This window comes from Actinomadura meyerae, assembly GCF_900188445.1.
GTDB classification, from domain to species: domain Bacteria; phylum Actinomycetota; class Actinomycetes; order Streptosporangiales; family Streptosporangiaceae; genus Spirillospora; species Spirillospora meyerae.
In genome coordinates this window covers 17,355-43,791 of sequence record NZ_FZOR01000050.1, presented here as the reverse complement: position 1 = coordinate 43,791, position 26,437 = coordinate 17,355, and the positions used below count along the sequence as shown (strand labels likewise).

The 26,437-nt window shown below is 74.4% G+C and carries 23 protein-coding genes and 1 pseudogene; 11 read left to right on the top strand and 13 right to left on the bottom strand.

Features of this window, described 5'->3' with window-relative positions; all coding sequences use genetic code 11:
• Positions 1-8 precede the first annotated feature (8 nt).
• From CHF16_RS34460 to CHF16_RS34425, 8 genes are read right to left on the bottom strand one after another with little or no spacing between them, the layout of a single operon-like run.
• Entirely contained in the window at positions 9-1,595 is a 1,587-nt protein-coding gene (locus CHF16_RS34460) for an amino acid adenylation domain-containing protein (protein WP_089330375.1), read from the bottom strand.
• Positions 1,592-4,324, bottom strand: coding sequence for a non-ribosomal peptide synthetase (locus tag CHF16_RS34455; RefSeq protein WP_089330374.1), 2,733 nt, complete (start codon positions 4,322-4,324; stop codon positions 1,592-1,594). Before CHF16_RS34455 ends, CHF16_RS34460 begins: the two co-directional genes overlap by 4 nt.
• Complete coding sequence (locus CHF16_RS34450; RefSeq protein ID WP_089330373.1) at positions 4,321-4,758, bottom strand: phosphopantetheine-binding protein; 438 nt, start codon at positions 4,756-4,758, stop codon at positions 4,321-4,323. The genes CHF16_RS34455 and CHF16_RS34450 overlap by 4 nt, the downstream gene beginning before the upstream one ends.
• Complete coding sequence (locus CHF16_RS34445) at positions 4,751-5,296, bottom strand: phosphopantetheine-binding protein (protein WP_089330372.1); 546 nt, start codon at positions 5,294-5,296, stop codon at positions 4,751-4,753. The genes CHF16_RS34450 and CHF16_RS34445 overlap by 8 nt, the downstream gene beginning before the upstream one ends.
• The gene (locus CHF16_RS34440; RefSeq protein WP_089330371.1) at positions 5,289-6,776 is read right to left on the bottom strand and encodes an AMP-binding protein; all 1,488 of its coding nucleotides are present in this window, start codon (positions 6,774-6,776) and stop codon (positions 5,289-5,291) included. The genes CHF16_RS34445 and CHF16_RS34440 overlap by 8 nt, the downstream gene beginning before the upstream one ends.
• Complete coding sequence (locus CHF16_RS40630; RefSeq protein ID WP_089330370.1) at positions 6,773-8,422, bottom strand: condensation domain-containing protein; 1,650 nt, start codon at positions 8,420-8,422, stop codon at positions 6,773-6,775. Before CHF16_RS40630 ends, CHF16_RS34440 begins: the two co-directional genes overlap by 4 nt.
• A complete protein-coding gene (locus tag CHF16_RS34430; RefSeq protein WP_089330369.1) occupies positions 8,422-9,261 on the bottom strand; it encodes an ABC transporter permease in 840 nt (279 codons plus the stop codon). Before CHF16_RS34430 ends, CHF16_RS40630 begins: the two co-directional genes overlap by 1 nt.
• On the bottom strand, positions 9,258-10,277 hold the full coding sequence (locus CHF16_RS34425) for an ABC transporter ATP-binding protein (RefSeq protein WP_218826981.1): 1,020 nt from the start codon (positions 10,275-10,277) through the stop codon (positions 9,258-9,260). Before CHF16_RS34425 ends, CHF16_RS34430 begins: the two co-directional genes overlap by 4 nt.
• Positions 10,278-10,569: 292 nt before the next feature.
• Here CHF16_RS34425 and CHF16_RS34420 point away from each other — a divergent pair, with 292 nt between their 5' ends.
• The 4 genes and pseudogenes from CHF16_RS34420 to CHF16_RS42000 form a co-directional block, all read left to right on the top strand.
• The gene (locus CHF16_RS34420) at positions 10,570-10,782 is read left to right on the top strand and encodes a phosphopantetheine-binding protein (RefSeq protein ID WP_179271842.1); all 213 of its coding nucleotides are present in this window, start codon (positions 10,570-10,572) and stop codon (positions 10,780-10,782) included.
• A complete protein-coding gene (locus CHF16_RS34415; RefSeq protein ID WP_089330367.1) occupies positions 10,779-11,540 on the top strand; it encodes a thioesterase II family protein in 762 nt (253 codons plus the stop codon). Before CHF16_RS34420 ends, CHF16_RS34415 begins: the two co-directional genes overlap by 4 nt.
• Positions 11,541-11,581: 41 nt before the next feature.
• Positions 11,582-12,334 carry a helix-turn-helix transcriptional regulator gene (locus CHF16_RS34410; RefSeq protein WP_179271841.1) on the top strand — a complete coding sequence of 251 codons (753 nt, stop codon included), beginning with the start codon at positions 11,582-11,584 and terminating at the stop codon, positions 12,332-12,334.
• A 254-nt stretch (positions 12,335-12,588) separates the two neighbouring features.
• Positions 12,589-12,729: pseudogene (locus tag CHF16_RS42000) on the top strand (HAD family hydrolase); the annotation flags it as partial.
• Positions 12,730-12,803: 74 nt separating this feature from the next.
• Here the strand turns inward: CHF16_RS42000 and CHF16_RS41670 are convergent.
• A complete protein-coding gene (locus tag CHF16_RS41670) occupies positions 12,804-13,007 on the bottom strand; it encodes a hypothetical protein (RefSeq protein WP_143228225.1) in 204 nt (67 codons plus the stop codon).
• Positions 13,008-13,312: 305 nt separating this feature from the next.
• Here CHF16_RS41670 and CHF16_RS34400 point away from each other — a divergent pair, with 305 nt between their 5' ends.
• From CHF16_RS34400 to CHF16_RS34380, 6 genes are read left to right on the top strand one after another with little or no spacing between them, the layout of a single operon-like run.
• Positions 13,313-14,833, top strand: a complete 1,521-nt coding sequence (locus CHF16_RS34400) for an ABC transporter substrate-binding protein (RefSeq protein ID WP_179271840.1) — start codon at positions 13,313-13,315, stop codon at positions 14,831-14,833.
• Positions 14,834-14,873: 40 nt separating this feature from the next.
• Positions 14,874-15,737 carry a hypothetical protein gene (locus CHF16_RS40625; RefSeq protein WP_179271839.1) on the top strand — a complete coding sequence of 288 codons (864 nt, stop codon included), beginning with the start codon at positions 14,874-14,876 and terminating at the stop codon, positions 15,735-15,737.
• On the top strand, positions 15,734-16,855 hold the full coding sequence (locus tag CHF16_RS34395) for a CoA transferase (RefSeq protein ID WP_179271838.1): 1,122 nt from the start codon (positions 15,734-15,736) through the stop codon (positions 16,853-16,855). Before CHF16_RS40625 ends, CHF16_RS34395 begins: the two co-directional genes overlap by 4 nt.
• Positions 16,852-18,210 (top strand): CaiB/BaiF CoA transferase family protein, encoded by a 1,359-nt coding sequence (locus tag CHF16_RS34390; protein WP_089330363.1) that lies wholly within the window; start codon positions 16,852-16,854, stop codon positions 18,208-18,210. The genes CHF16_RS34395 and CHF16_RS34390 overlap by 4 nt, the downstream gene beginning before the upstream one ends.
• 23 nt (positions 18,211-18,233) lie before the next feature.
• Positions 18,234-19,490, top strand: coding sequence for an acyl-CoA dehydrogenase family protein (locus CHF16_RS34385; protein ID WP_089330362.1), 1,257 nt, complete (start codon positions 18,234-18,236; stop codon positions 19,488-19,490).
• Positions 19,487-20,605, top strand: a complete 1,119-nt coding sequence (locus CHF16_RS34380; RefSeq protein ID WP_089330361.1) for an acyl-CoA dehydrogenase family protein — start codon at positions 19,487-19,489, stop codon at positions 20,603-20,605. The genes CHF16_RS34385 and CHF16_RS34380 overlap by 4 nt, the downstream gene beginning before the upstream one ends.
• Positions 20,606-20,710: 105 nt before the next feature.
• On the opposite strand, the gene CHF16_RS34375 is transcribed toward CHF16_RS34380, so the two are convergent.
• From CHF16_RS34375 to CHF16_RS34360, 4 genes are all read right to left on the bottom strand, one after another.
• Complete coding sequence (locus CHF16_RS34375) at positions 20,711-21,379, bottom strand: TetR/AcrR family transcriptional regulator (RefSeq protein ID WP_089330360.1); 669 nt, start codon at positions 21,377-21,379, stop codon at positions 20,711-20,713.
• 53 nt (positions 21,380-21,432) lie between these two features.
• Positions 21,433-21,891: a Zn-ribbon domain-containing OB-fold protein gene (locus tag CHF16_RS34370; protein ID WP_089330359.1), complete on the bottom strand. Its 459-nt coding sequence runs from the start codon at positions 21,889-21,891 to the stop codon at positions 21,433-21,435.
• Between the two features lie 11 nt (positions 21,892-21,902).
• Entirely contained in the window at positions 21,903-23,021 is a 1,119-nt protein-coding gene (locus CHF16_RS34365) for a thiolase C-terminal domain-containing protein (RefSeq protein WP_143228224.1), read from the bottom strand.
• An 86-nt stretch (positions 23,022-23,107) separates the two neighbouring features.
• Positions 23,108-23,986 (bottom strand): MaoC/PaaZ C-terminal domain-containing protein, encoded by an 879-nt coding sequence (locus tag CHF16_RS34360; protein ID WP_089330357.1) that lies wholly within the window; start codon positions 23,984-23,986, stop codon positions 23,108-23,110.
• 220 nt (positions 23,987-24,206) lie between these two features.
• Here CHF16_RS34360 and CHF16_RS34355 point away from each other — a divergent pair, with 220 nt between their 5' ends.
• Positions 24,207-26,435 (top strand): acetate--CoA ligase family protein, encoded by a 2,229-nt coding sequence (locus CHF16_RS34355; protein ID WP_089330356.1) that lies wholly within the window; start codon positions 24,207-24,209, stop codon positions 26,433-26,435.
• Positions 26,436-26,437: the final 2 nt, after the last annotated feature.

Genomic DNA, 26,437 nt, shown 5'->3' with positions numbered 1-26,437 from the left:
GCTCCTCGCTATCCGATCTTCGCCGCGGGGCCCGTCGCGGCGGCCCCGCCGGCCGCGACCTCCGCCGCGACGCGGCTCCGGTCGACCTTGCCGTTCCCGCTGACGGGCAGTGCCGCCCGGTGTTCGAACGAGTCGGGCAGCATGTGCGGGGGCAGCGCGCCGAGGACCAGCGCCGCCAGGTCCGCGGGCGGCACCGGGCGTCCGGTGCAGACGGCCGCGAGCCCGCGCTCGCCGGGCTCCCCGACCGGGACGACGACGGCGTCGGCGACGTCCGGGTGCCGCCGCAGCACCGCCTCGATCTCGCCCGGTTCCACGCGGTAGCCGCGCACCTTGACCTGGTGGTCGAGCCGGCCGAGGTGGACGAGCAGGCCGTCCTCGACGCGCACCAGGTCACCGGTCCGGTACCAGTACTCGGGGGCGTAGGGACCCGGCCGGCACGGCGTCCGTGCGGGCGCCCCCGCCGGAAGCGCGTAGAACCGCCCGGTGTCGGACCGCGGGTCGAGGTAGCCGGGGAAGCGCTGCTCGCCGCGCAGGCACAGCTCGCCCTCCGCCGCGGCCCGCCCGTCGGGGCCGAGGACGACGTGCTCCACCGTCGGCAGCGGGCGGCCGATGGGCACCGTGCCGTTGGAGGTGGCCGGCCAGTCCGACGGCGCGCGCGGCAGTTCGTAGGCCGTGCAGAACACCGCCGCCTCGGTGGGCCCATAGGTGTTCTCGATGGCGCTGTGCGGCGCGGCCGCGGCCCATGTGGCGGCCTGCCGCACGGTCAGCCGGTCGCCGCCGAGGCGCGTGCGCCGCAGGCCGGGCATGCTCCCCGGCTCGACCCCGCCGGCGCGGAGGCCGAGGGACACCGCGTACGGCACCGAGAACCAGTGCGTGATCCCCCTGCGGTTCACGTACGCCGACGGCCGCAGCGCCTCGTTCCCCACGGGGACGACCACGGTCGCGCCCCCGCTCCACGCCGTGAACAGGTCGCACACCGAAGGGTCGAAGGTCAGCTCGAAGGTGTGCGACACCCGGTCGCCGGCGGCGGCCCGGTACCGCCCGGCGCAGGAGCGCAGGAACGCGGTGACGTTGGCGTGCGTGACGGGCACGCCCTTCGGCGCGCCCGTCGAGCCGGAGGTGAACAGGATGTAGGCGGTGTCGTCCGGTTCCACGGGTGCGGGCGCCGGGGGCGCGGCGGTCTCCGCGAGGCCGCGGAGCGACCCCGGCAGCTCGACGGCCGTCGCCCCCGCCGCCGCCGCGATCTCGGCCGCCCGCGCGGCGCCGGACTCGTCCGCGAGCAGCGCGTCGATCCCCGTGGCCTCGGCCGCGGCGCGGTTGCGGCGGGCCGGGACGCCGGGAGCCAGCGGCACCACCGCGGCGCCGAGCCGCAGCGCGGCGAGGTAGCCGGCGTAGGCCAGCGGCGTGCGCGCGCACAGCAGCCCGACGCGCCGGGGCGGCTCGCCGCGGCGCCGCGCCAGCAGCCCGGCGACGCCGGCCGCGGCGCGTTCCAGCTCGGCATAGGTCCAGCGGTCGCTGCCGATCTCCAGGGCGACGCCGTCCGGATGGCGCGCCGCGCCCGCGGCGAACCAGGAGTACAGGGAGCCGCCGGTCACGGGGCGCTCCCGTCCGCGGCGCGGGTGACGTACGCGACGAGGCGCGGCCCGCCCGGGAGGTCGTCGCGCAGGACGACGGCCGCGTCGGCGATCCGGGGGTGCGCGCGGAGCGCCGCCTCCACCTCGCCCGGCTCGATGCGATGGCCGTGCAGCTTGACCTGCCGGTCCATGCGGCCGAGGTACTCCAGCTCGCCGTCGGCGCGGCGCCGGACGAGGTCGCCGGACCGGTACGCCGCGCCGCCCGCCGCGTCCGGGACGAACCGCTCCGCGGTGAGGGCGGGCCGGTTCCGGTACCCCCGCGCGACCCCGGGCCCGCCGATCCACAGCTCCCCGGCGACCCCGGGCGGGGCGGGCTCGCGCCACCCGTCGCGGACCGTCACGGCCGTGTCCCCGATCGGCGAGCCGAGCGGGACGACCGCCGCGCCGGGCCGCAGCCGCGCGGCCAGCGACCACACCGTGGTCTCGGTCGGCCCGTACAGGTTCCACGCCTCCTCGGCCAGCCCGGTGAGGCTGTCGGCGAGGCCGGGGTCCAGCGCCTCGCCGCCGCACCAGGCGCGCCGCAGCCACCGGCCCGCCGGTGCGGCGAGCAGCAGGTGCCGCCAGCCGGTCGGCGTGGCCTGGACGGTGGTCACCCCCTCGTCCCGGACGAGCCCGGCGACGGACTCCGGGTCGTGCTCGGAGCCCGGAGGGGCGATGACGACGCGGGCGCCCACGCTCAACGGGAGGATCAGCTCGACGAGGGAGATGTCGAACGTCGGGTTCGTCAGCGCCAGGACCGCGTCCGTCCGGTCCAGGCCCGGGCGCTCCGCCATCGCCCCGAACAGGTGCGCGACGGCCCGGTGGGGCACCTCCACGCCCTTGGGCCCGCCGGTCGACCCGGACGTGTAGATGACGTACGCCGGATCGTCCGGGCCGGGGACGCCGGCGCGCCGGCGACGGGCGGGCGGGGCGTGTTCCCCCTGCTCCGCTTCCTCCTGGCACCGCTCCACGAGCAGCACGGGCGGCCCGGGCGGCACCGGCGGACCGGACGGTGAGCTGACGACCACCGCCGGCGCCGCGTCGGCGAGGAGGGCCGCGACGCGTTCCGGCGGATGCGCGGGGTCCAGCGGGAGGTAGGCGGCGCCCGCCCGCCACACGCCCAGCATCGCGACGACCAGCTCGGCGCCGCGCGGCAGGTGGAGCGCGACGAGGTCGCCGCGTCCGGCGCCCGCCGCCGACAGCCGGTCGGCGAACCGCTCGACCCGCCGATCCAGCTCGCCGTACGTCAACGTGCGGGACCCGTCGGACACCGCGACGGCGTCCGGCGCGCCCGCCGCCGCCCGGCGCACCGCGTCCGGCGCCATCGCGGCCCGCACCGGTTCTGCCGGAGGCGGCCCGGCGTCCGCGGCCGCGCTCGTCATCCGCAGCTCGCGTAGCGGCGCACAGGGCCGGCCGAGGGCGTCGCGGAGGAGGTCCGCCAGGCAGCCGAGCAGGCGTTCCGCGGTCTCCGCGTCGTAGAGCCCGGTGCTGTAGTGCAGTTGGAACCGCAGTTCCCCGGAGTTCGGCATCGTCGCCGTCAGGGCCAGGTCGGTCTGCACCGCCTCCACGAGCCCGGAGACATAGCGGCAGCGAGCCCCCTCCAGTTCCAGCGGGCGGTGATCCGTCCGGAAGAGCGTGAAGAGGGTCTGGAACACCGGCGTCGTGTGGAGCTGCCGCGGTGCCCGCGCCGCGTCGGCGAGCTCCAGCATCGACACGTCCTGATGGGCCATGGATTCGAGCAGCTCGCGCCGGACCCGCGCCAGCAGCGCCTCGAACGGCTCCGCGACGTCGACGGCCACCCGGAGCGGGAACGGACTCGCGAACAGGCCGACGACCCGCTCCACGTCCGGCCGGTCCCGTCCGGAGGCGGGGACGCCGAACACCACGTCGTCCTGGCCCGCGTACCTGGCGAGGACGGCGCTCCACACGGCGGCGAGCACCATGAACGGCGACGCGCGCCGGGCGGTCGCGAACGCGGTCAGCCGCTCCCGCAGCCCGGCGTCGAGCCGGACCTCGCGGGTGGCGCCGCCGGTGGCCGCCTCCGCCGGCCGCGGCCGGTCCGGGCGGACGACGGTGAACGGCGGCGCCGTCGCCAGCCGGTCCCGCCAGAAGGCCGCCGTCGCGTCGCGGCGGCCGTCGCCGCGCGCGGCGTTCCGGCGCCGCGCGTGGTCCCGGTAGGTGAGCGGCGGGGGAGGAGGCGCCCACGGCTCACCGCGCAGGGCGGCGTTGTAGGCGTCTCCGATCTCCTCCCACAGGATGCCGAGCGACCAGGCGTCGGCCACCAGATGGTGGACCACCAGCATGATCGCCGAGCGGCCCGCCGGGCACCGCAGGAGCACGGCCCGCAACAGCGGCGGGCGCGCCAGGTCGAAGGGCCGGGTCGCCTCGGCTCTCGCCGGCTCCCGCCAGTCCGCGCATCCGGTCGCGTCGAGCTCCGCCAGCTCCACCGGCGCGCACGGGTGGACGCGCGCCTCCGGGCGCCCCGCCGCGTCGTGGAAGGTGGTGCGCAGCGCCTCGTGCCGGTCCGCGACCCGACGCACGGCAGCGGCCAGGACGCCGGCGTCCACGGGCCCGTCGACCTCGTGCGCCGCGGCCAGGTTGTGCATGGCGGTGCCGGGCAGCAGCCGCTCGCGCAGCCACATCGTCTCCTGGACGGGCGGGAGCGCGTACCCGGCCGCCGGCGGGGCGGTCTCCCGCGCGCCCGGCGTCACGAGGCCGCCCCTTCCCGGAGGACGCGGGCGAGGCGCCGGACCGTGGGCTCCTGGAAGAACCGGAGCGGCGGGACGCGGGTGCCGAAGCGCCCGGACATGCGCGCCAGCGCACGGACCACGTGCACGGACGTGCCGCCGAGGCGGAAGAAGTCGTCGTCGGCGCCGACCGCGGGGAGCCCCAGCACCTCGGCGAAGATCTCCGCGATCGCCGCTTCGCGCTCGTCGCCCGGCTCGCCTCCCGCGGAGGCGGGGGCGGCGTCCGGCCTGGGGAGGGCGGCCCGGTCCAGCTTGCCGCCGGGCGTCCTCGGCAGCTCCGGGAGTTCCACGATGATGCTGGGCACCATCGCCGCCGGCAGCAGCCGGGCGGCGTGCCGGCGGAGCTCCCCGGCGAGGTCGTCTCCGGGCGCGTGCCCGCCGATGCCGGGCTCAGTCATCCGCGGCTCCGAAGCGCCGGGCCAGCCGTGCCACGGTGGCGAGCTCGAACAGGTCGCCCATGGTGACGTCCGCGCCGGGCTCCGCGCGGAGTTCGGCGAGGAGCAGCGCGGCCGTCCGCGAGTCGCCGCCGAGCTCGATGAAGTCGTCGTGCACCCCGACCCACCGGCGGCCGAGCACCCGGCACCACAGGTCGGCGACGCGTCGTTCGGCGGCGGTGCGCGGCAGCTCGAAGCGGTAGACGCCGGGCCAGGAGGCCAGGCGTTCCCGCACGGCCGCCGAATCGACCGCCCCACCGGGCCCGCGGGGGATCTCCGGCAGCAGGGCGATGGTCGCCGGGATCGCGGCGACGCCGAGCTCCGCGGCCACGTGCCCGGCGAGGTCGGGTCCGACCGCGTACGCGACCGGCACCACCAGCGCCGTCTCGCCCGGACCGAACGCGCCGCGCGGCATCACGACCGCCTCGCGCACGTCCGGATGGGCCGTGAGCACCTCTTCGATCCGTGGTGTCCCGAGCTCCGGGACGACCGTGTCAGACACCCGTCACCTCCTCTTCGGCGAGGCGGCGCCGATGCAGCTTCCCCGCCTCCGTGCGCGGCAGCTCCGCCACGAACCGCACCGTCCACGGCACCTTGTGGGGAGCGAGGAGGCCGCGCGCGTGCTCCGTCACGGCGGCCTCGGTGAGCGTGCTGCCCGGCCGTTTGACCACCAGGGCGACCAGCCGCCCGCCGAGCTGCTCGTCCGCCCGGCCGGCGACCGCGACATCGAGGATGTCGGGATGCTCGGCGAGCGCCCCCTCGACCTCGGCGGGGTAGACGTTGCCGCCGCCGACGATCACCATGTCGTGGCGGCGGGCGGCGAGGTACAGGTAGCCGTCGGCGTCGAGGCGGCCGACGTCGCCGACGCCGGCGAAGCCGTCCACCGTCCAGCGCAGCCCGCTGGAGGGCGCGCCGCCGGAGGGCGCGCCGAGTTCTCTGCCGACCGAGTCGCGGCCGGCGGTGCGGCGCATGAACACCTCTCCCTCGACGCCGGCCGGGACGAGCCGTCCGCCCGCGTCGAGGATGCGGATCTGCGTGCAGAAGCCCCGGCCGACGCTTCCCGGCCGCTCCAGCCACTCGTCTCCGCGCAGCACCGTGGTCCCGATCGCCTCGGTGGCTCCATAGACCTCGTACAGGCGGGTCGGGCCGAGCAGGTCGATCCAGGCGCGCTTGACCTCCGCGGGGCAGGGCGCGGCGGTGTGCATCACCGCGTTGAGCGACCGCAGCGAGAAGGAGGACCGGCGCGCGGCCAGGAGGCCCCACTGGAGATGGACGGGGGTCAGCTGCGCCCACTGGACCGCGTGCTCGTCGATGGCGCGGAGCATCCGGCGGGGGTCGAACCTCGGCAGTACCACCAGGGTGTCCCCGTTCAGAAGGCCCTCCCAGCAGCACATGAACGGCGCGGCGTGGTGCAGCGGTCCCGCGATGAGCTGGCGCTGCCCGCTCCGCCACCCCACGGCCCGCAGCATCGCGTTCGGCACTCGTGCCGGGTCGTGGTCGAGCGGGCGCGGGTGCTCGATCAGGCGGGGAGCCCCCGACGAGCCTCCCGTGGCCAGCAGGTGGCCGCCCGTCGCGCCCGGCACCGGCCGTCCGCCCCCCGGCGCGCGTGCGGACGCGGCGTCCGCCGGCCGCACCGCGGACCGGTGCGCGGACAGCTCCTCCAGCAGCCGGGCCGACTCCGGCTCGGGCATCAGCGGGTCCACGGGCAGGAACGGCAGCCGCGCCCGCATGCACGCCGCGAACACGATCACGGTGCGCGCGTCGTTCGCCGCGTCGATCACCACCACGGGCGGGCGCGGGGCCGCGGCGGCCGGGACCGCCAGCCGTGCGGCGAGATCGGCCGAGGCCGTGTCCAGCTCCGCGCGGCTGACCACCACGTCCGGAGCGCCCGGCCCGCCGTCGACGATCAGCGCGGGCTCGTCCGGACGGTCGCGGGCCAGCCGCCGGAACCGCTCGTCCGCCGGAACGGCGCCGCCGGTCACCGCGCACCCCCGGACGGCATCCGGCGCAGGCCGGCCGCGACCGACCGCAGGCTCACCGGCGTCTCGACGTGCTCGGCGCGCAGCCCGCCGAAGCCGCGGCCGGCGAGCGAGCGCACCAGGCGGGGCACCCGTCGCAGCCGTCCGCCGGCCGCCACGTAGTCGTCGTCGAGATCCACGCGGTCCACTCCCTCGTGCGCGGTCAGGAACGCCTCGCGGAGCGCCCGCTCGGCGGCCGGGTCCACCGCGCCGGCCACGGCCGGGGCCGGCGGCGTGTGCGGTTCCCCCGGGGCCGCCGGGTCGAGCCCGATGGCCGCGCCGAACTCGTCGCGGCGCGTACCGCCGGCGGCGGCGTCGGCCAGCCGGAACAGCGCGCGGACCGTCCAGGACAGCAGCCGGTCGATCTCCGCGCGGGGCACGAGCGCGGTGTCCGCGTCGAGCGCGAGCGTCAGCTCCTCGCCCAGCACCCGCGCCTGGAACAGGGCGTAGCCCGGGCGGCCCTGGTCGCTGCCGGAGTGCTCGACCGGCGGTTCCGCGCCGTCCTCCCCCCGCCCCGCCGGGGGGCGTGCCGCGGCCGGACCGGGGAGGAAGTCGTAGTCGAGCTGGAACTCCGGGACGAACCCGCGCCCGCGCGCGGCGCGCACCACGGTCTCCCGGAACTCGTCGGGCGGGTACTCCGAGTGGGCGTAGGCACGCACGGACTCCCGCCACGTCCGCCGCACCACGTCCGCCATGACCGGGTCCCCGGACAGGTCGAGGAGGAGATGGACCGGCTGGTAGAGCCCGAGGACGCTCGTACGCTCGGCCGCCGTCGTCCGGTTCGCGCACAAGCTGCGGACGGGCACGCAGGCCCGTCCCGTGCGCAGGGCCAGAACCGTCGCGAAAGCCGCGAGCACGACGGTCGGGAGCGTCACCCGGTGGAGCCGGGCGGCCTGTGCGGCGCCGGCCAGCAGTTCCGGCGAGCGCGTCGACGCCTCCACGTACCGCGGCGTCCCGGGCGGCGCCGGCGGGCCGGTGAACAGCGGACCGGGCGCACTGCCGAACACCCCGGCGAGATGGGCCAGCGCCGCGTCGGCCTTGGCCCGTCCCGCGGCCGACCGCTCGTGGTCCGCGCGGGCGAGCGGTTGCAGATGCGCACGGCCCCCGGCCGGAGCACCGCCGCGGCCCCGGAGCGCCGCCTGGAACTGGCGCCGCAGCTCGACGACGGCCCCGCCGTCCATGACCAGCCGGTCGCCCGCGAAGCCGACGGCCGGAACCCGCCCCTCCTTGACTCCGAGCACCGCCCGCCACCGCGGCCGATCCGCGTCGGCGGCGCCGGGACGGCGGAAGCCGCCGAGCGTCCCCGCGACGTCCCGGCGGAACTCGCCCAACGGGACGGGACGCAGCGGCATCGGCACCGCCCCGGCGGCGTGGAGGCGCTGGCGGGGCAGGCCGTCGCCGCCGAGCGGCAGGCTGGTGCGCAGGATCTCGTGCCGGGCCGCGAGCTCTGCGAAGGCCGCGCGCACGACGTCGACCGTGGGGCGTTCCGGGAGGTACCAGACGTCCGGCATCGGGGGGTACGACTCGTCCGGCGGATTCCAGTACTGGCTCCACCAGACGGCCTCCTGGTACCAGGTGAGCGGGCCCTCGCGCCCGGCCGGCCCGGCCATCAGAAGAGCCCCAGCTTTCCCGTCCGGCGCGCGTGCCGGACGCTCACCCACAGCAGCCCCATGGCCAGCGCCCCGGCGACGACGGCCTCGCCGAGCAGGACCGCCAGACCCGGAAGCCGGGCCGTCAGCCCCTCGTGGCCGGACGTCACGGCGCGCAGGGCGTCCAGCACCCGCGTCGGCGGCAGCGCCTCTCCGACGGCGCGCAGCGGGTCCGGCAGGACGGCCAGCGGGTAGGTCACCCCGCACAGGAGGGTGAACGCTCCCCGCGTGATCTGCAGGGCGCCCGACGCGTCCTGCAGCGACAGCGACGCCGTGGCGAACACCGCGCCGAGCGCCATCAGCACCGGGAAGGCGAACGCGAGCACCGCCAGCCAACGGGCGAGGTCCGCCCCGTCCAGCGGGACGCCGAACAGCAACCGCATCGACGCCGCGGCGCTCACGAAGACCACCAGCACGGGGACGGCCTGCGCGGGGACGGCGCCGAAAAGCAGGGTGAACCGGGAGGCGGGGCTGGCGAACATGGTCTCGAACGAGCCCCGCTGGCGCTCCTGGCGCAACGCCAGCCCCGGCCCCCACAGGACCGCGGTGATCCACAGGTAGACGGACCAGCCGAGGTAGAGGAAGGCGACGTAGTCGCCGGTGCCCGCCCGGCGCTCGAACGCGGCGACGGACTCGGGCCCGCCGCCGCTGAAGGCCGTCGCCTGCGCGATGTACGCGAGCGGCAGCAGCAGCATCCACAGTGCCAGCGCCACGATCTCGGCGGGATAGCGGCGCATGAGCCGCAGCTCCTTGCGGGTCGTCGCGGCGATCGCGCGCAGCTCGCCCTCGACGCGGTTCACTCGGCCGCCCCGGGGGCGGTGACCGCGAGGAAGACGTCGTGCAGCGTCACCGGCTCGACGTCCACGCCGTGGATCGTCGCGCGGTGCCGGTTGCCCGCCTCCACCAGCAGGGGCAGCAGGTCCACCCCGGGGGCCAGGTGCAGGGTCATCTCGATCCGGGGGCCGTCGACGGACTTGTCCGCCACCGTGGCGAAAGCGCCGACGGCCTCCAGCAGGTCGCAGTCGCCGGCCGGATCCGCCAGGCTGAGCCGGACGCGGGCGACCTGGGTGGCCTTGACCAGCCGCTTCAGCTCGTCCGGGGTCCCGAGCCGGGCGACCCGGCCGCGGTCGACGACGGCGACCCGGTCGCAGATCTGCTCGGCCTCCGCCATGTCGTGCGTGGTGATCAGCACGCTGTGCCCGGCGTCCCGCAGCCGGCGGACGTGCATGCGGAGCCGCTCGGCCGAGCGCGGGTCGAGGCCGGACGTGGGCTCGTCGAGGAGCAGCACCGTCGGTTCCTGGAGGAGGGCCCGCGCGAGCGAGAGGCGCTGCCGCATCCCGGTCGAGTACCGCTCCGCGTAGTCGTCCGCACGGTCGAGGAGCTCCACGTCGTGCAGGACCTGCTCGATCCGTCGCGGCGTCTCCCGGGGCGGCAGGTGGTAGAGCGCGGCGAAGTACTCCAGGTTCTCCCTGCCGGTCAGCTTCCAGTAGACGCTCCGCTCACCGCCGAGCACCACGCCGAGATGCCGCCGCGCCTCCCGCGGCCGGGACACCGCGTCGACCCCGCACACCTCGACGGTGCCGCGGGTCGGCTCCAGCAGCGTCGCGATCACGCGGACGGTGGTCGACTTCCCGGCGCCGTTCGGCCCGACGAGTCCGAAGACCTCGCGGTGCCCGACCGTGAGGTCGACGCCGTCGATCGCCGGGACCTCGCGCCGGGTGTCGGGCGCCCGGCGCAGCCGGTGAGCGATGGTCCGCCGCCCCTGCCGGAAGACCTTGGCCACGCCGGTCAGCGCGACCGCGGCGCCGCCGCTCACTCGGCGCACCGCCGGACGCGGTCCCCGCGGCCGTTGATCAGTGCCATGCTCACGGGCCAAGTCGACCAACCGGGCGTCATACCGGACAAGTCACTCTTCGGAGGTCCACGTCCGGTCCGCTGATCCGATGTCACACAAGAGGGACATCCGAACAAGCGGCGACGTCTCATTTAATTGACAGGGAAGACCGGGATGGTGTCACTTACCATGCACACAAGTTGTTGATCATTCCGGGGAGGTCGCGGACGGCATGGCGGGCTACGCAGCGGCACCGGAAGGCACGGATGCCGGGTTGCGGACCATCTGGGAGGAAGTCCTGGGGGTCCCGGTCAGTGATCACGACTCGTTCTTCGAGCTCGGCGGAGACTCCCTGGCGGCGGCCAGGATCCTGACCCGGGTCCGCGAGCGCACCGGCGTTTCGCTGACGATCCTCGACATCTTCGACGCGCCCACCCTCGCCGAGTTCTCGTCCGTCCTCGGCCGATCGACGGCCCATCCCGGATGACCGGGGACGGCCTCTGGCTGACGCGCCTGACCGGAGCCTCCGCGGAACCCGCGATCCGGGTGTTCGCCTTCCCCAACGCGGGCGCCGGGCCCAACGTCTTCACCGGTCTCGCCCGGCACCTGCCCGCCTGGCTCGGACTGTGGGCGGTGGCCCTGCCGGGCCGCGAGGCCCGGTTCAACGAGCCCCCGCGCACGGAACTGGCCCCCCTGACCGCCGACCTGGCCGAGGCGCTGCTCCCGCACTCGACCCGCCCGTACGTCCTCTTCGGCGACTGCTCCGGAGCCCTGCTCGCCTACCTGGTATCGCACCGCGTCCGCGAACTCGGCGGCCCCGCGCCGGCCCGCCTGGTGGTGAGCGGGTACCCGCCGCCGGACCAGGCGAACCGCACGCCGGAAGAACTGCTCGCCCTGGACTCGGCGGAGTTCTGGAGCCGGCTCGTCGCCCTGGGCGGCATACCGCCGGAGATCGCGGCGGCCGACGATCTGCGCGAGGTCTTCGAGCCCGCGTTCCGCGCCGACTACCACCTGCTGGCGCAGTACGAGCACCGGCCCCTGCCACCCCTGGACACCCCCATCATCTCGCTGTCCGGGCCGGGAAGTCCGAACCGGCACCGGTACGCCGCCGGCTGGGCGGCGCACGGAAACGGAGGCCCCCACCACGAGGAGGTCGGGGACGGCGGCCGTACCACCGATTCGCCCGCCGCCCTCGGAGCGCACCTCGCACAGATGCTCGGAGACCTGGCACCCCCGAAGGATTGATGAGCTTGGGACAGAGACAGGACGACATCCGTTCCCCATCGGTGCACGAGATCATCGGCGCCGCCGCGGCGGACCGCGCGCCACAACTCGTCTTATTCCTGCACGACGGCTCGCTGCTGATGAGAGGCGTCCTCAGCGCACTGGAATCCGCTTCCCGGTTCTACCGCGTGACCGCGGTCCAGGCGGCCGCCGAGGTTCACGCGCTCCTCCGGGAGACGTGCGAACCGCCCATTCTGCTGCTCGCCCTCCCGCAGGTCATCGACGACCGGTTCATGAGCGACCTGCGCGACTGGACGCAGCGCTCCCTGGTCCTCGGCATCTCCCAGGGGCTCGACCGCGGCCGGCTCAGCGCGCTGGTCCACGCCGGGCTGCACGGCTACCTGGACATGACCACCGAGGCCAGAACCCTCATCGTCGCGCTCAGCATCGTCGCCCGGGACCGCTTCTTCCTGTCCGGATCGATCGGCGGGGAGCTGTTCTCCGAGGCGGCCGGGCCGCCCCCTCCCGCCCCGGTCGTCCTCCCGAGCGGACTGACCCAGCGGGAGGGCCAGGTGCTGGCGCTGGTGGCCGAGGGCTGGACGCACAAGCAGATCAGTTCGAAACTCGGCCTGTCGAAGGCGACGATCGACACTTACGTCCAGCGAATCCGGCAGAAACTCGGCCTTCGCAACAAGGCCGACCTCACCCGCGCCGCAGTCCAGTACGGTCTCGGCCCCGTGGAAAGCCCACCGGCTCCCGTGCACGTGCCGAAAATGTTATCCGTGCAGGTCAAACCACACATTGGGACCCGTTGAGGACTCCCCCCATCACCAGTAGGGCCATTCGTCGCAGTTCGCTCCCGCCAACGCGTCCAAGCGGCGGTACGGCGTCCCGCCCGGACGCTTCCGCCGCACCCCGACTGAACCGCCGAACGAACCTGCCGCGAGGCGCTGATGCGGGCGCCTGGACGGGGATGAGGCCGTCCGGGCTGCGTACGTCCGGCCGCCGGAGCGGTTCGGCGACGGTCTGGAGGGCATGTTCGTCCAGGCCATGACGGGCCGAGACCGGGCTGCGCCTCCTTGGCCTGGTCGGCCTGTACGATCCGCCGCGCCCGCAGGTCGCCGACGCCGTCCGGCGCTGCCATGACGCCGGACTGCGCGTCCACATCGTCACCGGCGACAACGGCGCCACGGCCGCCGCCGTCGCGGCCGAAGTGGGCATCGGCGTCCCCCGGCTGCACGTCGTCGCCATGGGACGTCGCCGCCGCCGCGGTCATGCCCGCACTCAGGAGGTGGCGGTATCGCGCACGATGCGGCGCGACAGCTCGGCGATCTCGGTGTGGCCGCGACTCATCGCCCCGGTGGGATCGGCGCCCGTCCACACCCCCGCGAACACCGTGATCGCGCCCCGCACGGCGGCCCGGCGGCGCACCCGCTCCAGCCAGGCCGGGTCGGCTTCGCCGGCCCGGCTCGCCTTCCCGACACTCACCTGACGGCCGCCCACAACGCCGCAGCGCCTCGGGGCCACGTCGCGCGATCTCATCCCGCATGTCCACCTCGCCGTTCCGTCGAAGCCCGGATTCTTCAGGCTGTCACCTCACTTGCTGTGCACCTTCATGCCGGTCGCGACAGATCATCCCTAATGGGCCTGGCACCTGATGGCTCAATGTTTTAGCATCCCCAGTGCAACATGTTCGGATGGGACGCGCGTGAGACGGGGCTTACCGCAGACCCTGGTCGACGGGAGTCGCAGTGCAACCAGTACGCAGGAACATCGGACAAGGCCGTCGCGCAGTGCACTGGGCCGCCATCGGGGTCGTCGCCCTGGCCTCGACCGCGGCGGCGTGCGGAGGGGAGGGCGGCAGCGGAAAATCCGCGAGCGTCCTGCAGGTCGCCACTCAGCAGACGCCGGCGCAGCTCGACTCGTGCGGAGCCAGCAACGGGTCCGAGCTGGCGTATGTCAACGTCCTGTACGCGCCGCTCATCAAGGCCGACGACAAGACCGGGAAGCTCGGCCCGGGGCTCGCGGAGAGCTGGGAGTTCTCCGGCGACAAGCTCAGCCTCAGGCTGACGCTCAAGCCCGGTCTGAAGTTCCAGGACGGCACCGTGATGGACGCCGCGGCCGTCGCGAAGAGCCTGACGCAGTGCAAGAAGATGGGAAATCAGGTTCCCGAGGAGGTCACCGCCATCACCGCCGAAGGCGACCGGACGGTGGTGTTCAAGCTCGGCAAGCGCTACGCGGCCCTGCCCGATCTGCTCTCGGGACGCATGGGCATGATCGCCTCGCCGACCGCCCGCGAGAAGGAGGGCGAACGGTTCGCGAGCCGGCCCGTGGGCGCCGGCCCCTACAAGCTCACGGACTACAAGCCGGGTGTCTCGGCGGAGCTGACCCGCTGGGACGGCTACACCGAGGCGGGCACTCCCGCCGCGAAGGTCGAGAAGATCAAATGGCGGATCCTGACGGACAACTCGGCCCTGGCCGGTGAGGTGGCCGCGGGAAACGTCGACTACGCCTGGGGCTTCAACACCACGCTGATCGCGCAGCTGAAGGACCAGCCGGGGATCACGCTCGGCGGCAACGACATCGCGACCGGCTGGACCTCGATCAACCTCAACCGTTCCAAGCCGCCCCTCGACGACGTGCGCGTGCGCCAGGCCATCAGCCATGCGATCGACCGCAAGGCCATGGCCCAGGCGGTGTCGGGCGGGGTGTGGACGACGCCCACCTGGGGCCCGTATCCGCCCAACAGCCCCTTCTATGACGCGAGCGTCGAGAACGCCCAGCCCCACGACCTCGAGAAGGCCAAGGAGTTGCTGAGGCAGGCCGGCCACGGCGACGGTCTCACCATCAAGGCCGTGGCCCTCAGTTCCTTCCCGTACGCCGACAACGCCGTGGTCCTCAAGGACCAGCTGGCGAAGGCGGGCATCGACCTCCAGGTCAAGACCATGCCCACGGCGGAGGCGACGAAGAACTTCTACCCCGGTACCGAGAACCTGATGCTGATCTCGGCGATGGGCGGTACCTCCCCCTTGTACGTCTACCCGAGGTTCTACGGGCAGGACTCGCCCGCGAACGTGGGCAAGGGCGAGACCGCCGAGACTCCGCTCGTTCGGGAGCTGCTCACCACCTACGGCGAGGAGGAGCAGAAGAAGATCATGAAGCGGATCAATGCCGTGGCCGCCGACGATGTGCCCTTCATCGGCCTGTACTTCATCCCCGAGCCGCTCGCGTGGCACTCCGACGTGACCGGTGCGAAGGAGACCACGTCCGTCCAGGGCAACGTGAACCTCGCGTACCTGGGGCTCGACCGATGAGCCGGCAGGCTGCGGCAGCGGGCGCGGGAGGCCGGCGCTCATGACGGAGACGACGGGCACGGGCGGCGGGACGCTGGCCGGAGAAGCGCGACGCCCTCGCAACCTTCACCTCACGGCGTCCGGCAGCATCCACGACGACGCGACCGCGCAGCGGCTCGGTTTCCGGGGCGGCACGATCGCCGGCAGCTACCACATGGAGCAGGCCGTGCCGCTGGTGCTCCGCCTCTTCGGCCGGGAGTGGTTCGAGAGCGGGACCATGGCCGCGTACTTCCGGCGCGCCACCGTCGACGGCGAAGCGGTGCGGGCGTTCGCGCGGCCCCCCGCGGCGGAGGCGGGACGAGCGGAGCTGTGGATGGACACCGCGGAGGGGCAGCGCGTCTGGGAGGGCTCGGCCACGGCCGGGAACCCCCGGGGACGGAGCGGCCTCGCGGACAGGATGACCGACCGCGGAGCCGACGAGGTCCGGATCCTGTCCTCCCTCCAGGTCGGGGAGGTGATCGATCTGGGCGAGCTGCGGCTCGACGGCGAGCGGCAGCGTGACCGCCTGCGCCGCGACCTGGTGACCGAGCCCCTCGATTGGTACGCGGAGTCTTCGCCCTGGGGCCCCGCCGTCGCGTCGCCTCCCACCGAGGTGTGGTTCACCTTCGAGTCGGTGAAGAAGGCCATCGCCGAGCGGCGCGGGGCCGGGGTGGGACTGTACGGGGCGATCGAGATCCGCCACCTGACCGGTCCGCTGCTGCTCGACGAGACCTATCACGTCTCCAGCACGGTGCGAGCGCTCGGATGCACTCCGAAGACGGAGTACATGTGGACCGAGACGGTCGCCAGTCGCCGCGGTACGCCGGTCGCTTCCGTGCTGATGATGAGCCGGGTCATGAAGGCGTCCTCGGATCTGTACTCATGAGCCGGCCGCCGCTGCGTGACATGTCCCGCCCCGCCGCGCTGGGGCACCTGAGCGTCGTCGACCTCAGTTCGGGTGTGGCCGGCCAGTACTGCGGGAAGCTGATGGCGGGCTACGGCGCCGACGTCACCCTGGCGGAACCGAGCGGGGGCACGCCGACGCGCCGGGAGCCGCCCTTCGCCGCGGACGACGACACGGGCTCTCTTCTCTTCCGTCAGCTCAACCAGGGAAAGGCGTCCGTGACGCTGCCGGACGAGGAGCCGGCCAGGGAGTCGCGGCTGCGAGCGCTCGTGGCCCGTGCCGACGTGGTCATACGGGACGCGGGGACCGTCCTGCCCCCGCTCGCTCCGACGGTCGTGGAATGCCTGGTGAGCGATTTCCCGGAGAACGGTCCGTACGGAGGCTGGAGCGCTGACGAGATGGTGCACCAGGCCCTGTCGGGCTACATGAACGCGACCGGCCGCAGCGACCGGCAACCCTTGTACGGCGTCGGCCGCCGGGCCTACTACGCCTGTGGCACCACGGCCTTCGTGTCGGTACTGGCGGCACTGCACGAGCGACGCCGCTCCGGACGCGGGCAAAGGGTCCGCGCCTCGGTCTTCGAGTCGATGGCCGCCATGGGGCAGAACTTCGTGACCCAGTACAGCTACAACGGCACGACCGAGACCAGGGCGCGCTATACCGGACTGCTGGCCACGCTCCGCTGCGCCGACGGCTACATCGTGATGTTCGCGATACGCGACCCCGCGGCGGTGTGCCGGACGTTCGGCGCCGAGGAGCTCGTCGACGATCCCCGCTTCGACCGGCCCGGGTCGCTCATCCGCAACTGGGACGAGCTGGTGAAGGTCTTCCAGGAACGCGCCCTGCGGATGACGACCGAGGAGGTGGTCACCCGGGCGCAGGAGCTGAGGGTGAGTTGCGAGCGGGTCTGGACCCTGGAGGAGCTGGTGGCATCCGATCAGTGGCGCGACCGGGGATTCGTGCGCAGCCTGCGGTCCTCCCGCGACGGCAGGGAGGAGCAAGCCCTCGGACCGGTGTTCCGCATTTCCGGCTCGCCCTACCTCGCCGACATGCCCAGCCCCGGCCTGGCGGACCCCGGGAGCCCGGGGGAGGACCGGTGATCGCCGAGGCGGCCGGCTCCCCGCTGCCGGAGGCCACCGGACCCCTCGCCGGCGTCCGGGTGATCGACATGACCACCGCGTGGGCCGGGCCCATGGCGACCCGCAGCCTGGCATGGCTCGGGGCCGAGGTCGTCAAGATAGAGCCGCCGCGCCGTCCCGACGGCTGGCGCGGGTTCCTGACCGGCGGTCCACCCCACCACTACCCCGACTTCGATCCCGGCGAGAAGCCCTACAACCGCGACCTGCTCTTCAACACCCAGGGCCACGACAAGCTCTCGCTGTCGCTGGATCTCAAGAGGCCGGGCGGGGTGGAGGTCGTGCGGCGCATGGCCGCGGTGAGCGACGTCCTGATCGCCAACTTCACTCCCGGCGTTCTCGACCGCCTCGGCATCGGCTACGAGGCGATCGCCGCGGTCAACGACCAGATGGTCGTCGTGGAGATGCCGGCCTTCGGGTCGACCGGCCCCATGTCCACCCACCAGGGCATGGGCAAGACGATGGAGGCGGCCTGCGGCATGGCGGGGCTGATCGGGTACGGCGACGACGACGAACCGGTGCTCACCGGCCCGGCGATCCTCGACCCGATCGGCGGGCTCAACGCGGCCGCCGCCGTGCTCACCGCCTTGGAGCTGCGAGCGCACGACGGTACCGGGTGCCACGTGGAGGTGCCGCAGACCGAGGCCGCGGCGCACTGGATCGGCGAGTTCGTCCTCGAACGGCTGGAGGGAGGGGCGCCGCCCGCTCCGGACGGCAACCGCGTGCCGGGCGCCGCCCCCCACGAGGCCTTCCCGGCCGCCGGCGATGACGAGTGGGTCGTCGTCGCGGTGCGCGACGACGCGGAGTGGCGAGCACTCTGCCGCGTCCTCGGCCGTTCCGACCTCGCCGCCGACGGACGCCTCGCGACGATCGAGGGCCGGCTGGCCCACCAGGATGAGATCGAGGAGGCGGTGGCGGCCTGGACCCGGACGCGCGGCAAGCGTGCGGCGGCCGAGGCCCTGCAGGCCGCCGGCGTGCCGGCGGCGCCCGTCTGCGACGGCACCGAGGTCGCCACCGACCCCGGGCTGCGCGCCTGCGGATTCCTCACCACGCTGACCCACCCCGAAGCCGGCACCCACGCCTACCCCGGGCTGGGCTTCCGGCTGGACCGCACGCCCGGGGGGATCCGGCGGCCCGCCCCCGTCTTCGGACAGCACAACCGGGCGGTGCTCACCGGCCTGCTCGGGATGACCGACGAGGAGGTCGCCGAGCTGTACGCGAGCGGCACGGTGACCGACGAACCCGTGATGGACGACCCGCCCCGCCGACCCCCGCGCCGGGTTCGCCGAGACCCGGCCGGCGGAGGACCCGCCCGATGACCCGACCCAGGAAAGGTGCCGTCATGACCGACCGCCCTACGGCGTACCGGCCGCTGCCGCCCACGGCGTCCGCCGTCGACCCGGGGCCCGAGGCCGAGCAGTTCCGCCGCGAGTTCCGCGCCTGGCTCGATGAGCACGCGCCCTCCGGGTTGCGCGGCGTCGAATGGCCGGCCCCGCCCGACAGCCCTCACACCGAAGCGCTCAAGGCATGGGGGAAGGTGCTGTGCGAGGCCGGCTACATGTGCGTCTCCTGGCCGCGCGAGTACGGCGGCCGGGGCCTGGGGCCCGTGGAGGTCGCGATCATGAATGAGGAGTTCGACCGGGCGGGGGTCCCGCGGGTGACCCGCGGACGGGCCGAGACGACCGTCGGCCCCGCCATCATCGCCCACGGCACCGACGAGCAGAAGGCCTACTTCCTCCCGCGGATCATCTCGGGGGAGCACGTGTACTGCCAGGGCTTCTCCGAGCCGGGTGCCGGGTCGGACCTCGCGGGCCTCCGGACGTCGGGCGTGGTCGACGGGGACGAGCTCGTCATCACCGGCCAGAAGGTGTGGACCTCCGGCTACTACGAGTCCACCATGATGTTCTGCCTGGTCCGTACCGACCCGGACGCCCCCAAGCACGCCGGGATCAGCTACGTCCTGCTCCCCGTCGCCGACAACGGGCCGGGCAGGGGCGTGGAGTTCCGGCCGATCCGCCAGCTCAACGGCCGCTCGGGCTTCGCCGAGACCTTCCTCGAAGGGGCGCGGGTGCCCCTGTTCAACGTCATCGGCGGCCTCAACCAGGGCTGGCGGGTCACGGTGACCACCCTCGGGCATGAGCGGGGGAACCGGGCGACGATCGCCCATGTCGGCTACGCGCGGGACTTCTGGGCCCTCGTCGAAGAGGTCCGGGCCCGCGGCCTCGCAGACGACCCGGTCGTCCGGGAGAGGCTGGCCTGGGCCTGGACCCAGATCGAGACCATGAGGTTCTCCGGTCTCCAACTGCTCGCCGCCCTGGCCGCGGGGCAGGACCCGACGGCGCGGGCCGAGAACGGCTCCGTCACCAAGATCCGGTGGTCGGAGTACGCCCGCCGGTTCGGTGAGATCGCCCTCGATCTCCTGGGCCCCGAGGCCCTGACCGCGGGCGGGGCCGACGAGGAGGGGCCGGGACGCTGGCAGGAGCGGTTCCTCTCGGCCCGGTCGGGGACGATCTGGGGCGGCACCGCGGAGGTGCAGCGCAACATCATCGCCGAGCGGGTCCTCGGGCTCCCCAAGGAGCGCACGGGGGCGGGCCGATGAGTCTCGCCGTCACCGCCGAACAGGAGGATCTGCGCGCCGCCGTCGGCCGGTTCCTCGACACGCGCTCACCACTGGCCCGTGCCCGCGAGCTGATGGGGCGACCGGTGCAGCACGACCCGGACGTCTGGCGCGCCCTCGCCGTCGACCTCGGTGTGCACGGCATAGGCATACCGGAGAAGCACGGCGGCACCGGAACGGATGTGCAGACGCTCGCGCACGTCTTCGAGGAGACCGGCCGGGTGCTGCTTCCCGGTCCGCTGCTGACGACCCTCGGCCTGGCCGTCCCCCTCCTGCTGGCCAGCGGCGACGACGAGGCCCAGGCCCGCCACCTGCCCGGCATCGCCGCCGGGGAGAGCGTCGTCACGGTCGGCTGGCTGGCGCCCGGCGCGGACTGGGACGCGGTCGGAGGCGCCGCGACCGCCGTCTCGCGCCCCGGCCGCGGATGGACCGTCAGCGGCCGGGTGGCACTGGTGCTCGACGGGCTCGCCGCGGACGTCTGCCTGGTCGTCGCCGGCACGCCGGCCGGGCCGTCGGTGTTCGCCGTCGACACCGCGGGCCCCGGCGTGACACGGCATCCGGTGCGGGCACTCGACCCGACGCGCGGGCTCGCCGAGATCGTCCTGGACGACGCGCCGTGTTCCCCGATCGGCGAGGAGGGGGCCGGGAGCGCCATGCTCGCCGCCGCCCGCGATCGGGCGTACGTCCTGCTGGCCGCGGAGATGGTGGGTGCCGCCCAAGCATGCCTGGACATGGCCGTCGGCTACGCCCGGCAGCGCCGCCAGTTCGGCCGCGAGATCGGCTCCTTCCAGGCCATCAAGCACAAGTGCGCCGAGGTCCTCGTCGAGATCGAGGGCGCGCGGTCCTGCGCCCGGTACGCCGCGTGGGCGTGCGGGGCGAGCGCGGAGGAGGTGCCCGTGGTGGCGGGCCTGGCGAAGGCGGCGGCCGCCGAGGCGTTCTTCCGCGCCGCCGCGGAGAACCTGCAGATCCACGGAGGGATCGGCTTCACCTGGGAGCACGACGCGCACCTGTTCCTCAAGCGCGCCAAGGCGGGCCAGGTGCTGTTCGGCGACACCACGGCCTTCCGGCTGCGGCTGGCCGACCGGCTCGGGATCTGAGACCTCGGGAATCGAAACCCGGGGAGCCGAGACGGGCGCCGCGGGCCGACGGCCGTCGGCCCGCCCCGGCCGGGCGGTCCCGGCCGCCCGGCCGGCGGCGTCGTCTCAGCGCTCCTCGTCGTCCCGGACGACGAGCCGCATGCCGGCGCTCGCGAGGAGCGGCCGCATCCGCTCCAGCACCTCCAGCATCGCTTCGACCTGCCGGCGGGCCGCCCGCGCCGTGCGCTCCTTGGCGATCTCGCGGCGGGCCTCACCGATGTAGCTGGTGACCAGCCACACCAGGACGCGGTTCACCGGCTCGTCGGTGGCGCCGAGGAGCCGGAAGTTGCGGTTCAGCCACGCCCTGCCGCTGCGCCGCTGCTCCGCGGAGAAGCCCGGGGGCGTGTCGCCGTCCTGGAAGATGCGCACGAGGTCGCGGCGGGGCCAGGTGGCCTCGAGGTAGGCGCGTGCGCCGGCGACGAGCAGGTCGAAGGGATCGGTGACGCCCGCCGCCTGCGCGTCGGTCACGGCCTGGCGCACGATCGTGACCTGCTCGTCGCGGTGCCGCTCCCACAGCGCCATGAACAGGTCGGTCTTGCTGCCGAAGTGGTGGTAGATGCTGCCGACGCTCGCCCCCGAGCGCTCCACGACCTCGCTGATGCTCGCCTCGGCGAAGCCCCGCCAGGCGAAGACGTACCGGGCGGCGTCGAGGATCTCGGTGCGGACCGTCTCGGTCGACCGCCACCGCCGGGTCCCGCCGCCGGGTGACTGGCCTGAGGCGGTTCGTCGTGGCATCGAGTGGGCCTGTTCCGTGTCGGTTCGCGGGTTCGGGGGAGGGCGGAACCAGGCTACTGGACGGAGTCCCCGCCCCCAGCGGGCACGAAGACGGGCACGCTGAGACCGTCGTGGTCCTCCCAGCCGACCCGGACCCGCATCCCGATCCGGATCTCCTCGGGGTCCGCATCGATCTCGGCGAGCATGCGGAAGCCCTCGTCGAGATCGATGAACCCCACGACGTAGGGCAGGCGCGCGCGGAAGAACGGGTGGCCGTGCTGCCGGAGGACGGTGTGGCTGTAGACGGTGCCGGCCCCGGCGGACTCCCGCCACCGCACGCCGGGCCGGATCGCGCCGGGCTCGACCAGCCTCGGATAGAAGACGGGACGGCCCGACGCGCCGGCCTGGTAGAGCAGGCGGTGCTCGGCGGTCGCCCGCCACCAGGGCTCGGTGTCGGGCTCGGGGAAGAGCGGGAGCGGACGTCGCGGGTCCGGCCGGCCGGTGCCGGAGGTGCCCGTGCTTTCGGCGTTCATCGCCGTCCTCCTCAGTCGGTGCCCAGAATGACGGTGCCGGCGGCGTGGCGGGTGCCGAGGAGGCCGCCGTTGCCATGGGCGATGGCGTGCCGGGCGCCCGGCACCTGCGACGTCGACTCGCCGCGCAGCTGGCGGGTCGCCTCGATCAGCAGGAAGATCCCGCGCATGCCGGGGTGGTTGGAGGACAGCCCGCCGCCGTCGGTGTTGAGCGCCGGGGCTCCGGGCCGGTCCCAGCGCAGGCGTCCGCCCTCCACGAGGGCTCCGCCGCCGCCCTTCTCGGCGAAGCCCAGGTCCTCCAGGATCGTCAGGACCGTGATGGTGAAGGAGTCGTAGACCATGGCCACGTCGATGTCGGCGGGCGTGAGGCCCGCCTCGGCGAACGCCGCCGGGCCCGAGCGCGCGGCCGCGCTGGTGGTGATGTCCCGGTCGTTGCCGGGGTAGCCCACGGCCTCGCCGGCCCCCAGCAGCCACACCGGCGGGCGGCGCAGGTCCCGGGCGACGTCCTCGGCGACGATCACCACCGCGCCGCCGCCGTCCGAGACCAGGCAGCACTCCAGCAGGTGGAGCGGGTCGGCGATCCGGCGGGAGGACAGGACGTCCCCGACGGTGATCTCGCCGGTGCGGCGGATGCCGAGCGCCCGCAGCGCGGCCACCGCCTCGGGGTTGCGCACGGCGTGGGCCCGGGTGGTCACCGCGATCTCGGCGAGCTGCTCCGGTGTCGTGCCGTGCTCGTGCATGTGGCGGCGGGCCGCGAGCGCGTAGTTGGCGATCAGGTTGAGGCCGTACGGCGTCTCCATCGAGCTCGCCGGCGTCGCCTGGCCCGCGCGCCCTCCCGTGCCGATCGCCCGGGACTCGCTCCTGGCGGTCGAGCCGTAGGTGAGCAGCGCGACCCGGGCGCGGCCGGCCGCGATGTCGCGCATGGCATGCGCGGCGTGGAACTGGTAGGAGCTGCCGCCGACCGCGGTGGTGTCGATCACCCGGGGGGTGATGCCGAAGTACTCGGCGACGGCGATCCCCGCCATGGGACCCGTCTCACCCGCGTCGTACAGCGCGTCGACGTCGGCCCAGTCCAGGCCGGCGTCGGCCAGGGCCCGTCCTGCGGAGACGGCCTTGATCTGCAGTCTGCTCATACCCGGGATCAGGCGATCCGGATACTCGTGGATGCCGGCTACGGCCGCTCGACGGGTGGGCACCGGGACCTCGTCTCTGGAGGGTCTCAGGAGTGGTGGGCGACGCCGCGGTCGATGACGACCGTGCCGTCCTGGGTCTCGGTCTGGAACAGGGTGCGGTCGTCGCCGTCCCGCCAGAGGTTCACCACGAGCACGTCGCCGGGGAAGACGGGCCGGCTGAAGCGGCCGTACATGGAGTGGAACCTTCCCGGGTCCGAGCCGCAGACCGTGTGCAGCAGTGCCCGGCCGGTGAAGCCGTAGGTGCACAGGCCGTGGAGGATCGGGCGGTCGAAGCCGCCGCGCGCGGCGAACGCCGGATCGGAGTGCAGCGGGTTGCGGTCGCCGCTGAGCCGGTAGAGGAGCGCCTGGTCGGGGCGCGTGCGGTAGACGACGCGGTGGTCGGGTTCGCGCTCGGGCCGGCTCCAGGGGCCGTCCCCGGGCAGCGGCCGGTCGCCGGAGCGTTCGGCCGACACCGAGCCGGCGCCTCCCTCACCCGTGATGTAGGCACCGCTCCTGGCCGTGACGAGCGGGCGGCCGTCGTCATCGGTGGCGACGCTCTCCGTCCGGACGAGCGCTCCCCGGCCCTTGTCGAGCATGTCGGTGACCGTGGAGGTGACCGTCACCGAACCGGCCACGGGCAGCGGCCGGTGCAGGTGGAAGGCCTGCTCGGCGTGCACCAGCCGTGCGGGGTCGAAATCGCCCAGCCGGCGGCGCGGGCCGCCCTGCGCCTGTGCGACCAGGACGGCGAACGTGGGCAGCACCCGCTGGTCGACCCCTTCGGTGTTCTCCGTGGTGAACGCCAGCTCCTGCTGCGGGTCCTCGGCGCCGGCCCCGACGCCCAGCGCGTACAGCAGCGTGTCGATGCCGTCCCATGAGCGGGTCGCGGACTCGCTCGGGACCCCGACGAGCGCGTGATTCAGCGCCATCCCTCGGCTCCTGTCGGTTCGCCGGCGCCATCGCGTGGGCTCGGCCCGATCGGTCAGTTTAGAATTGAGTTCTAGAACTACTGGCCCCGGCTTCACCTGTCAACCCATTGACAGGCGATAGGGCAGTGGCGCAGGCTCCAACTTAGAATCGAATTCTAAGTTGGCGGGCCGCTCGCAGGGCCGACCGGGTGCGCGGCGGCGGCCGGGGAAGGGGCGTTCGATGTCCGGCACAGTCGACGGTGCGGCACCGGCCGGTCCCGCCGAGCGCGAGGCGGCACGCCGCCGCCTGGCCCGGCCGGCGCGCCTGCGCGCCCTGTTCGCGCCGCGGAGCGTCGCTCTCGTCGGCGCCAGCGAGTCCTCCGGCTGGTCCCGCCTGGTGGTCGCGAGCCTGCGGGCCGGCCGCCTCCCGGGGCGCATCGTGCCGGTGAACCCGCGCCACGCCTCGGTCTTCGGGCTTCCCGCCGTGCCCGGCCTCCGGGCGCTGGACGAACCGGTGGACCTCGCCTTCTGCCAGGTCGCCACCGAGCGGGTGGACGCGGTGATGGAGGAGGCGGCCGAGGCGGGCGTGCGCAACCTCGTGGTGCTCGCCTCCGGCTACGGCGAGAGCGGCGCGCACGGTCATCGCCGGGAACGGGAACTGCTCGACCGCGCGATCGAACTCGACCTGACCGTGCTCGGTCCCAACACCCTCGGCTACATCAATCCGCGCGCCCGAGCCGCGCCGTTCGGGCTCCCGGTCACCTCCCCGCTGCGGCCCGGCGGTGTCGGGGTGGTGCTCCAGAGCGGGGCCCTCTCCAGCGCCGTGCTGGACTTCTCGAGCCGCCACGGCATCGGGCTGAGCCTGCTGTCCTCGATGGGGAACGAGACGGTCGTCACGGCCACCGACGTCCTCGCCCACCTCCTCGAAGACGACCGCACACGCGCCATCGCGATGTTCCTGGAGACCATCCGCGACGCCGGGGGCTTCGTGGACCTCGCCCGCCGCGCCCTGAGCGCGGGCAAGCCGGTCGTCGTGCTCAAGGTCGGCCGCAGCGACGCGGGCCGCGCCAGCGCGCTGGCCCACACGGGTGCGGTCGCCGGCGACGACGCGGTGACCGACGCCGTGTTCCGGCGCTCGGGGGTGGTGCGCGTGCGGAGCCTCGAGGAACTGCTGGTGACCGCGGATCTGCTGGCTCAGGGGCTTCCGCTCGCGGAGCCGCGCATGGGCGTGGTGAGCGCGTCCGGCGGCGCCTGCGACATCATCGCCGATCGGGCCTGCGACGAGGGCATCGAGGTGCCCGAGCTCGCATCCGGGACGTGCGACCGGCTCACCGAGCTGCTGCCGCCGTTCGCGGTGGCCCGCAACCCGCTGGACGTCACGGGGTTCGTCCTCGCGCGCCCTCCCTCGGGCGGCCGGGGGCTGGCCGACCTGTGCCTGGAGGCCATGGTGGACGACCCCTCCGTCGACTTCGTCTTCAATTCGCTCAGCCTGCCGTCGCGGGAGCCGCCGGACCCGGAGCCGCTCGACCGGCGGCTGGCGGCGCTCGCCGAGACCGCGAGGTCGGCGGCGAAACCGGTCGTGCACTACTCGACGACGTGCACCGACCTCGCGCCGTACGCCCGTGAGGCGCTCGACCGGCACGGCCTCCAGGTCCTTCCGGGCATCGAACTGGGGATGACGGCCGTCGGCCACGCCCTGCGCTGGAGCCGCGCGCGGCGGCGGCTGCTCCGGCACGCGCCCGGTCCCGCCGAGGACTCGCCGGCCGCCGTGCCCGCTCCGCGCCCGCCCGCCCGCACCGGTCCCTGGTCGGAGGCGGCCGCCCGGGACCTGCTCGCCGCCCACGGCGCGCCGCTGGTCCCGGCGGCGCTCGTGCGCACTCGGGAGGAGGCCCAGGCGGCCGCGGACGCGCTGGGCTGTCCGGTGGCGCTCAAGGTGTGCTCGGCGGGCATCGCCCACAAGTCGGACATCGGTGGAGTGGCGCTGGCGGTGACCGGACCGCGGGAAGTGGGCGCCGCCTTCGACCGGGTGCACGCCGCCGGCCGGGCACACACCGGGGACGTCGAGGGCGTCCTGGTCACGCCGATGCGCCGCGGCGGCATCGAGCTGTTCGCCGGCGTGACGGTCGACCCGGTCTTCGGGCCGGTCCTGGCCGTCGGCCTGGGCGGCGTCTTCGTCGAGGTGCTGGACGATGTGAGCCTGCGCGCCCTGCCGGTGGACCCGGGCGAGGTCGAGGAGATGCTCGGCGAGCTGCGCGGCGCCGCCATCCTGCGGGGCGTCCGCGGCGGGACGCCGGCGGACGTCGGCGCGGTCGCGCGCGCCGTGTCCGCCCTGACCCGGGCGGCCGCGTCCCTCGGTCCGTCGCTGCGCGCCCTCGAGGTCAACCCGTGGTGGGTGCACGGTTCCCAGGTGGAAGCGCTCGACGTCCTGGTGGTGACCGCGTCGCCCGAGGACGGTGATCCGCGGCCGTGATG

Coding starts and splice junctions, on each gene's coding strand:
- CHF16_RS34355 (WP_089330356.1), top strand. CDS start 24,207: ATGTCCGGCACAGTCGACGGTGCGGCACCGGCCGGTCCCGCCGAGCGC.
- CHF16_RS34375 (WP_089330360.1), bottom strand. CDS start 21,379: ATGCCACGACGAACCGCCTCAGGCCAGTCACCCGGCGGCGGGACCCGG.
- CHF16_RS34385 (WP_089330362.1), top strand. CDS start 18,234: ATGACCGACCGCCCTACGGCGTACCGGCCGCTGCCGCCCACGGCGTCC.
- CHF16_RS34450 (WP_089330373.1), bottom strand. CDS start 4,758: ATGACTGAGCCCGGCATCGGCGGGCACGCGCCCGGAGACGACCTCGCC.
- CHF16_RS34360 (WP_089330357.1), bottom strand. CDS start 23,986: ATGGCGCTGAATCACGCGCTCGTCGGGGTCCCGAGCGAGTCCGCGACC.
- CHF16_RS34380 (WP_089330361.1), top strand. CDS start 19,487: ATGAGTCTCGCCGTCACCGCCGAACAGGAGGATCTGCGCGCCGCCGTC.
- CHF16_RS34395 (WP_179271838.1), top strand. CDS start 15,734: ATGAGCCGGCCGCCGCTGCGTGACATGTCCCGCCCCGCCGCGCTGGGG.
- CHF16_RS40630 (WP_089330370.1), bottom strand. CDS start 8,422: ATGGCCGGGCCGGCCGGGCGCGAGGGCCCGCTCACCTGGTACCAGGAG.
- CHF16_RS34415 (WP_089330367.1), top strand. CDS start 10,779: ATGACCGGGGACGGCCTCTGGCTGACGCGCCTGACCGGAGCCTCCGCG.
- CHF16_RS34365 (WP_143228224.1), bottom strand. CDS start 23,021: ATGAGCAGACTGCAGATCAAGGCCGTCTCCGCAGGACGGGCCCTGGCC.
- CHF16_RS40625 (WP_179271839.1), top strand. CDS start 14,874: ATGACGGAGACGACGGGCACGGGCGGCGGGACGCTGGCCGGAGAAGCG.
- CHF16_RS34370 (WP_089330359.1), bottom strand. CDS start 21,891: ATGAACGCCGAAAGCACGGGCACCTCCGGCACCGGCCGGCCGGACCCG.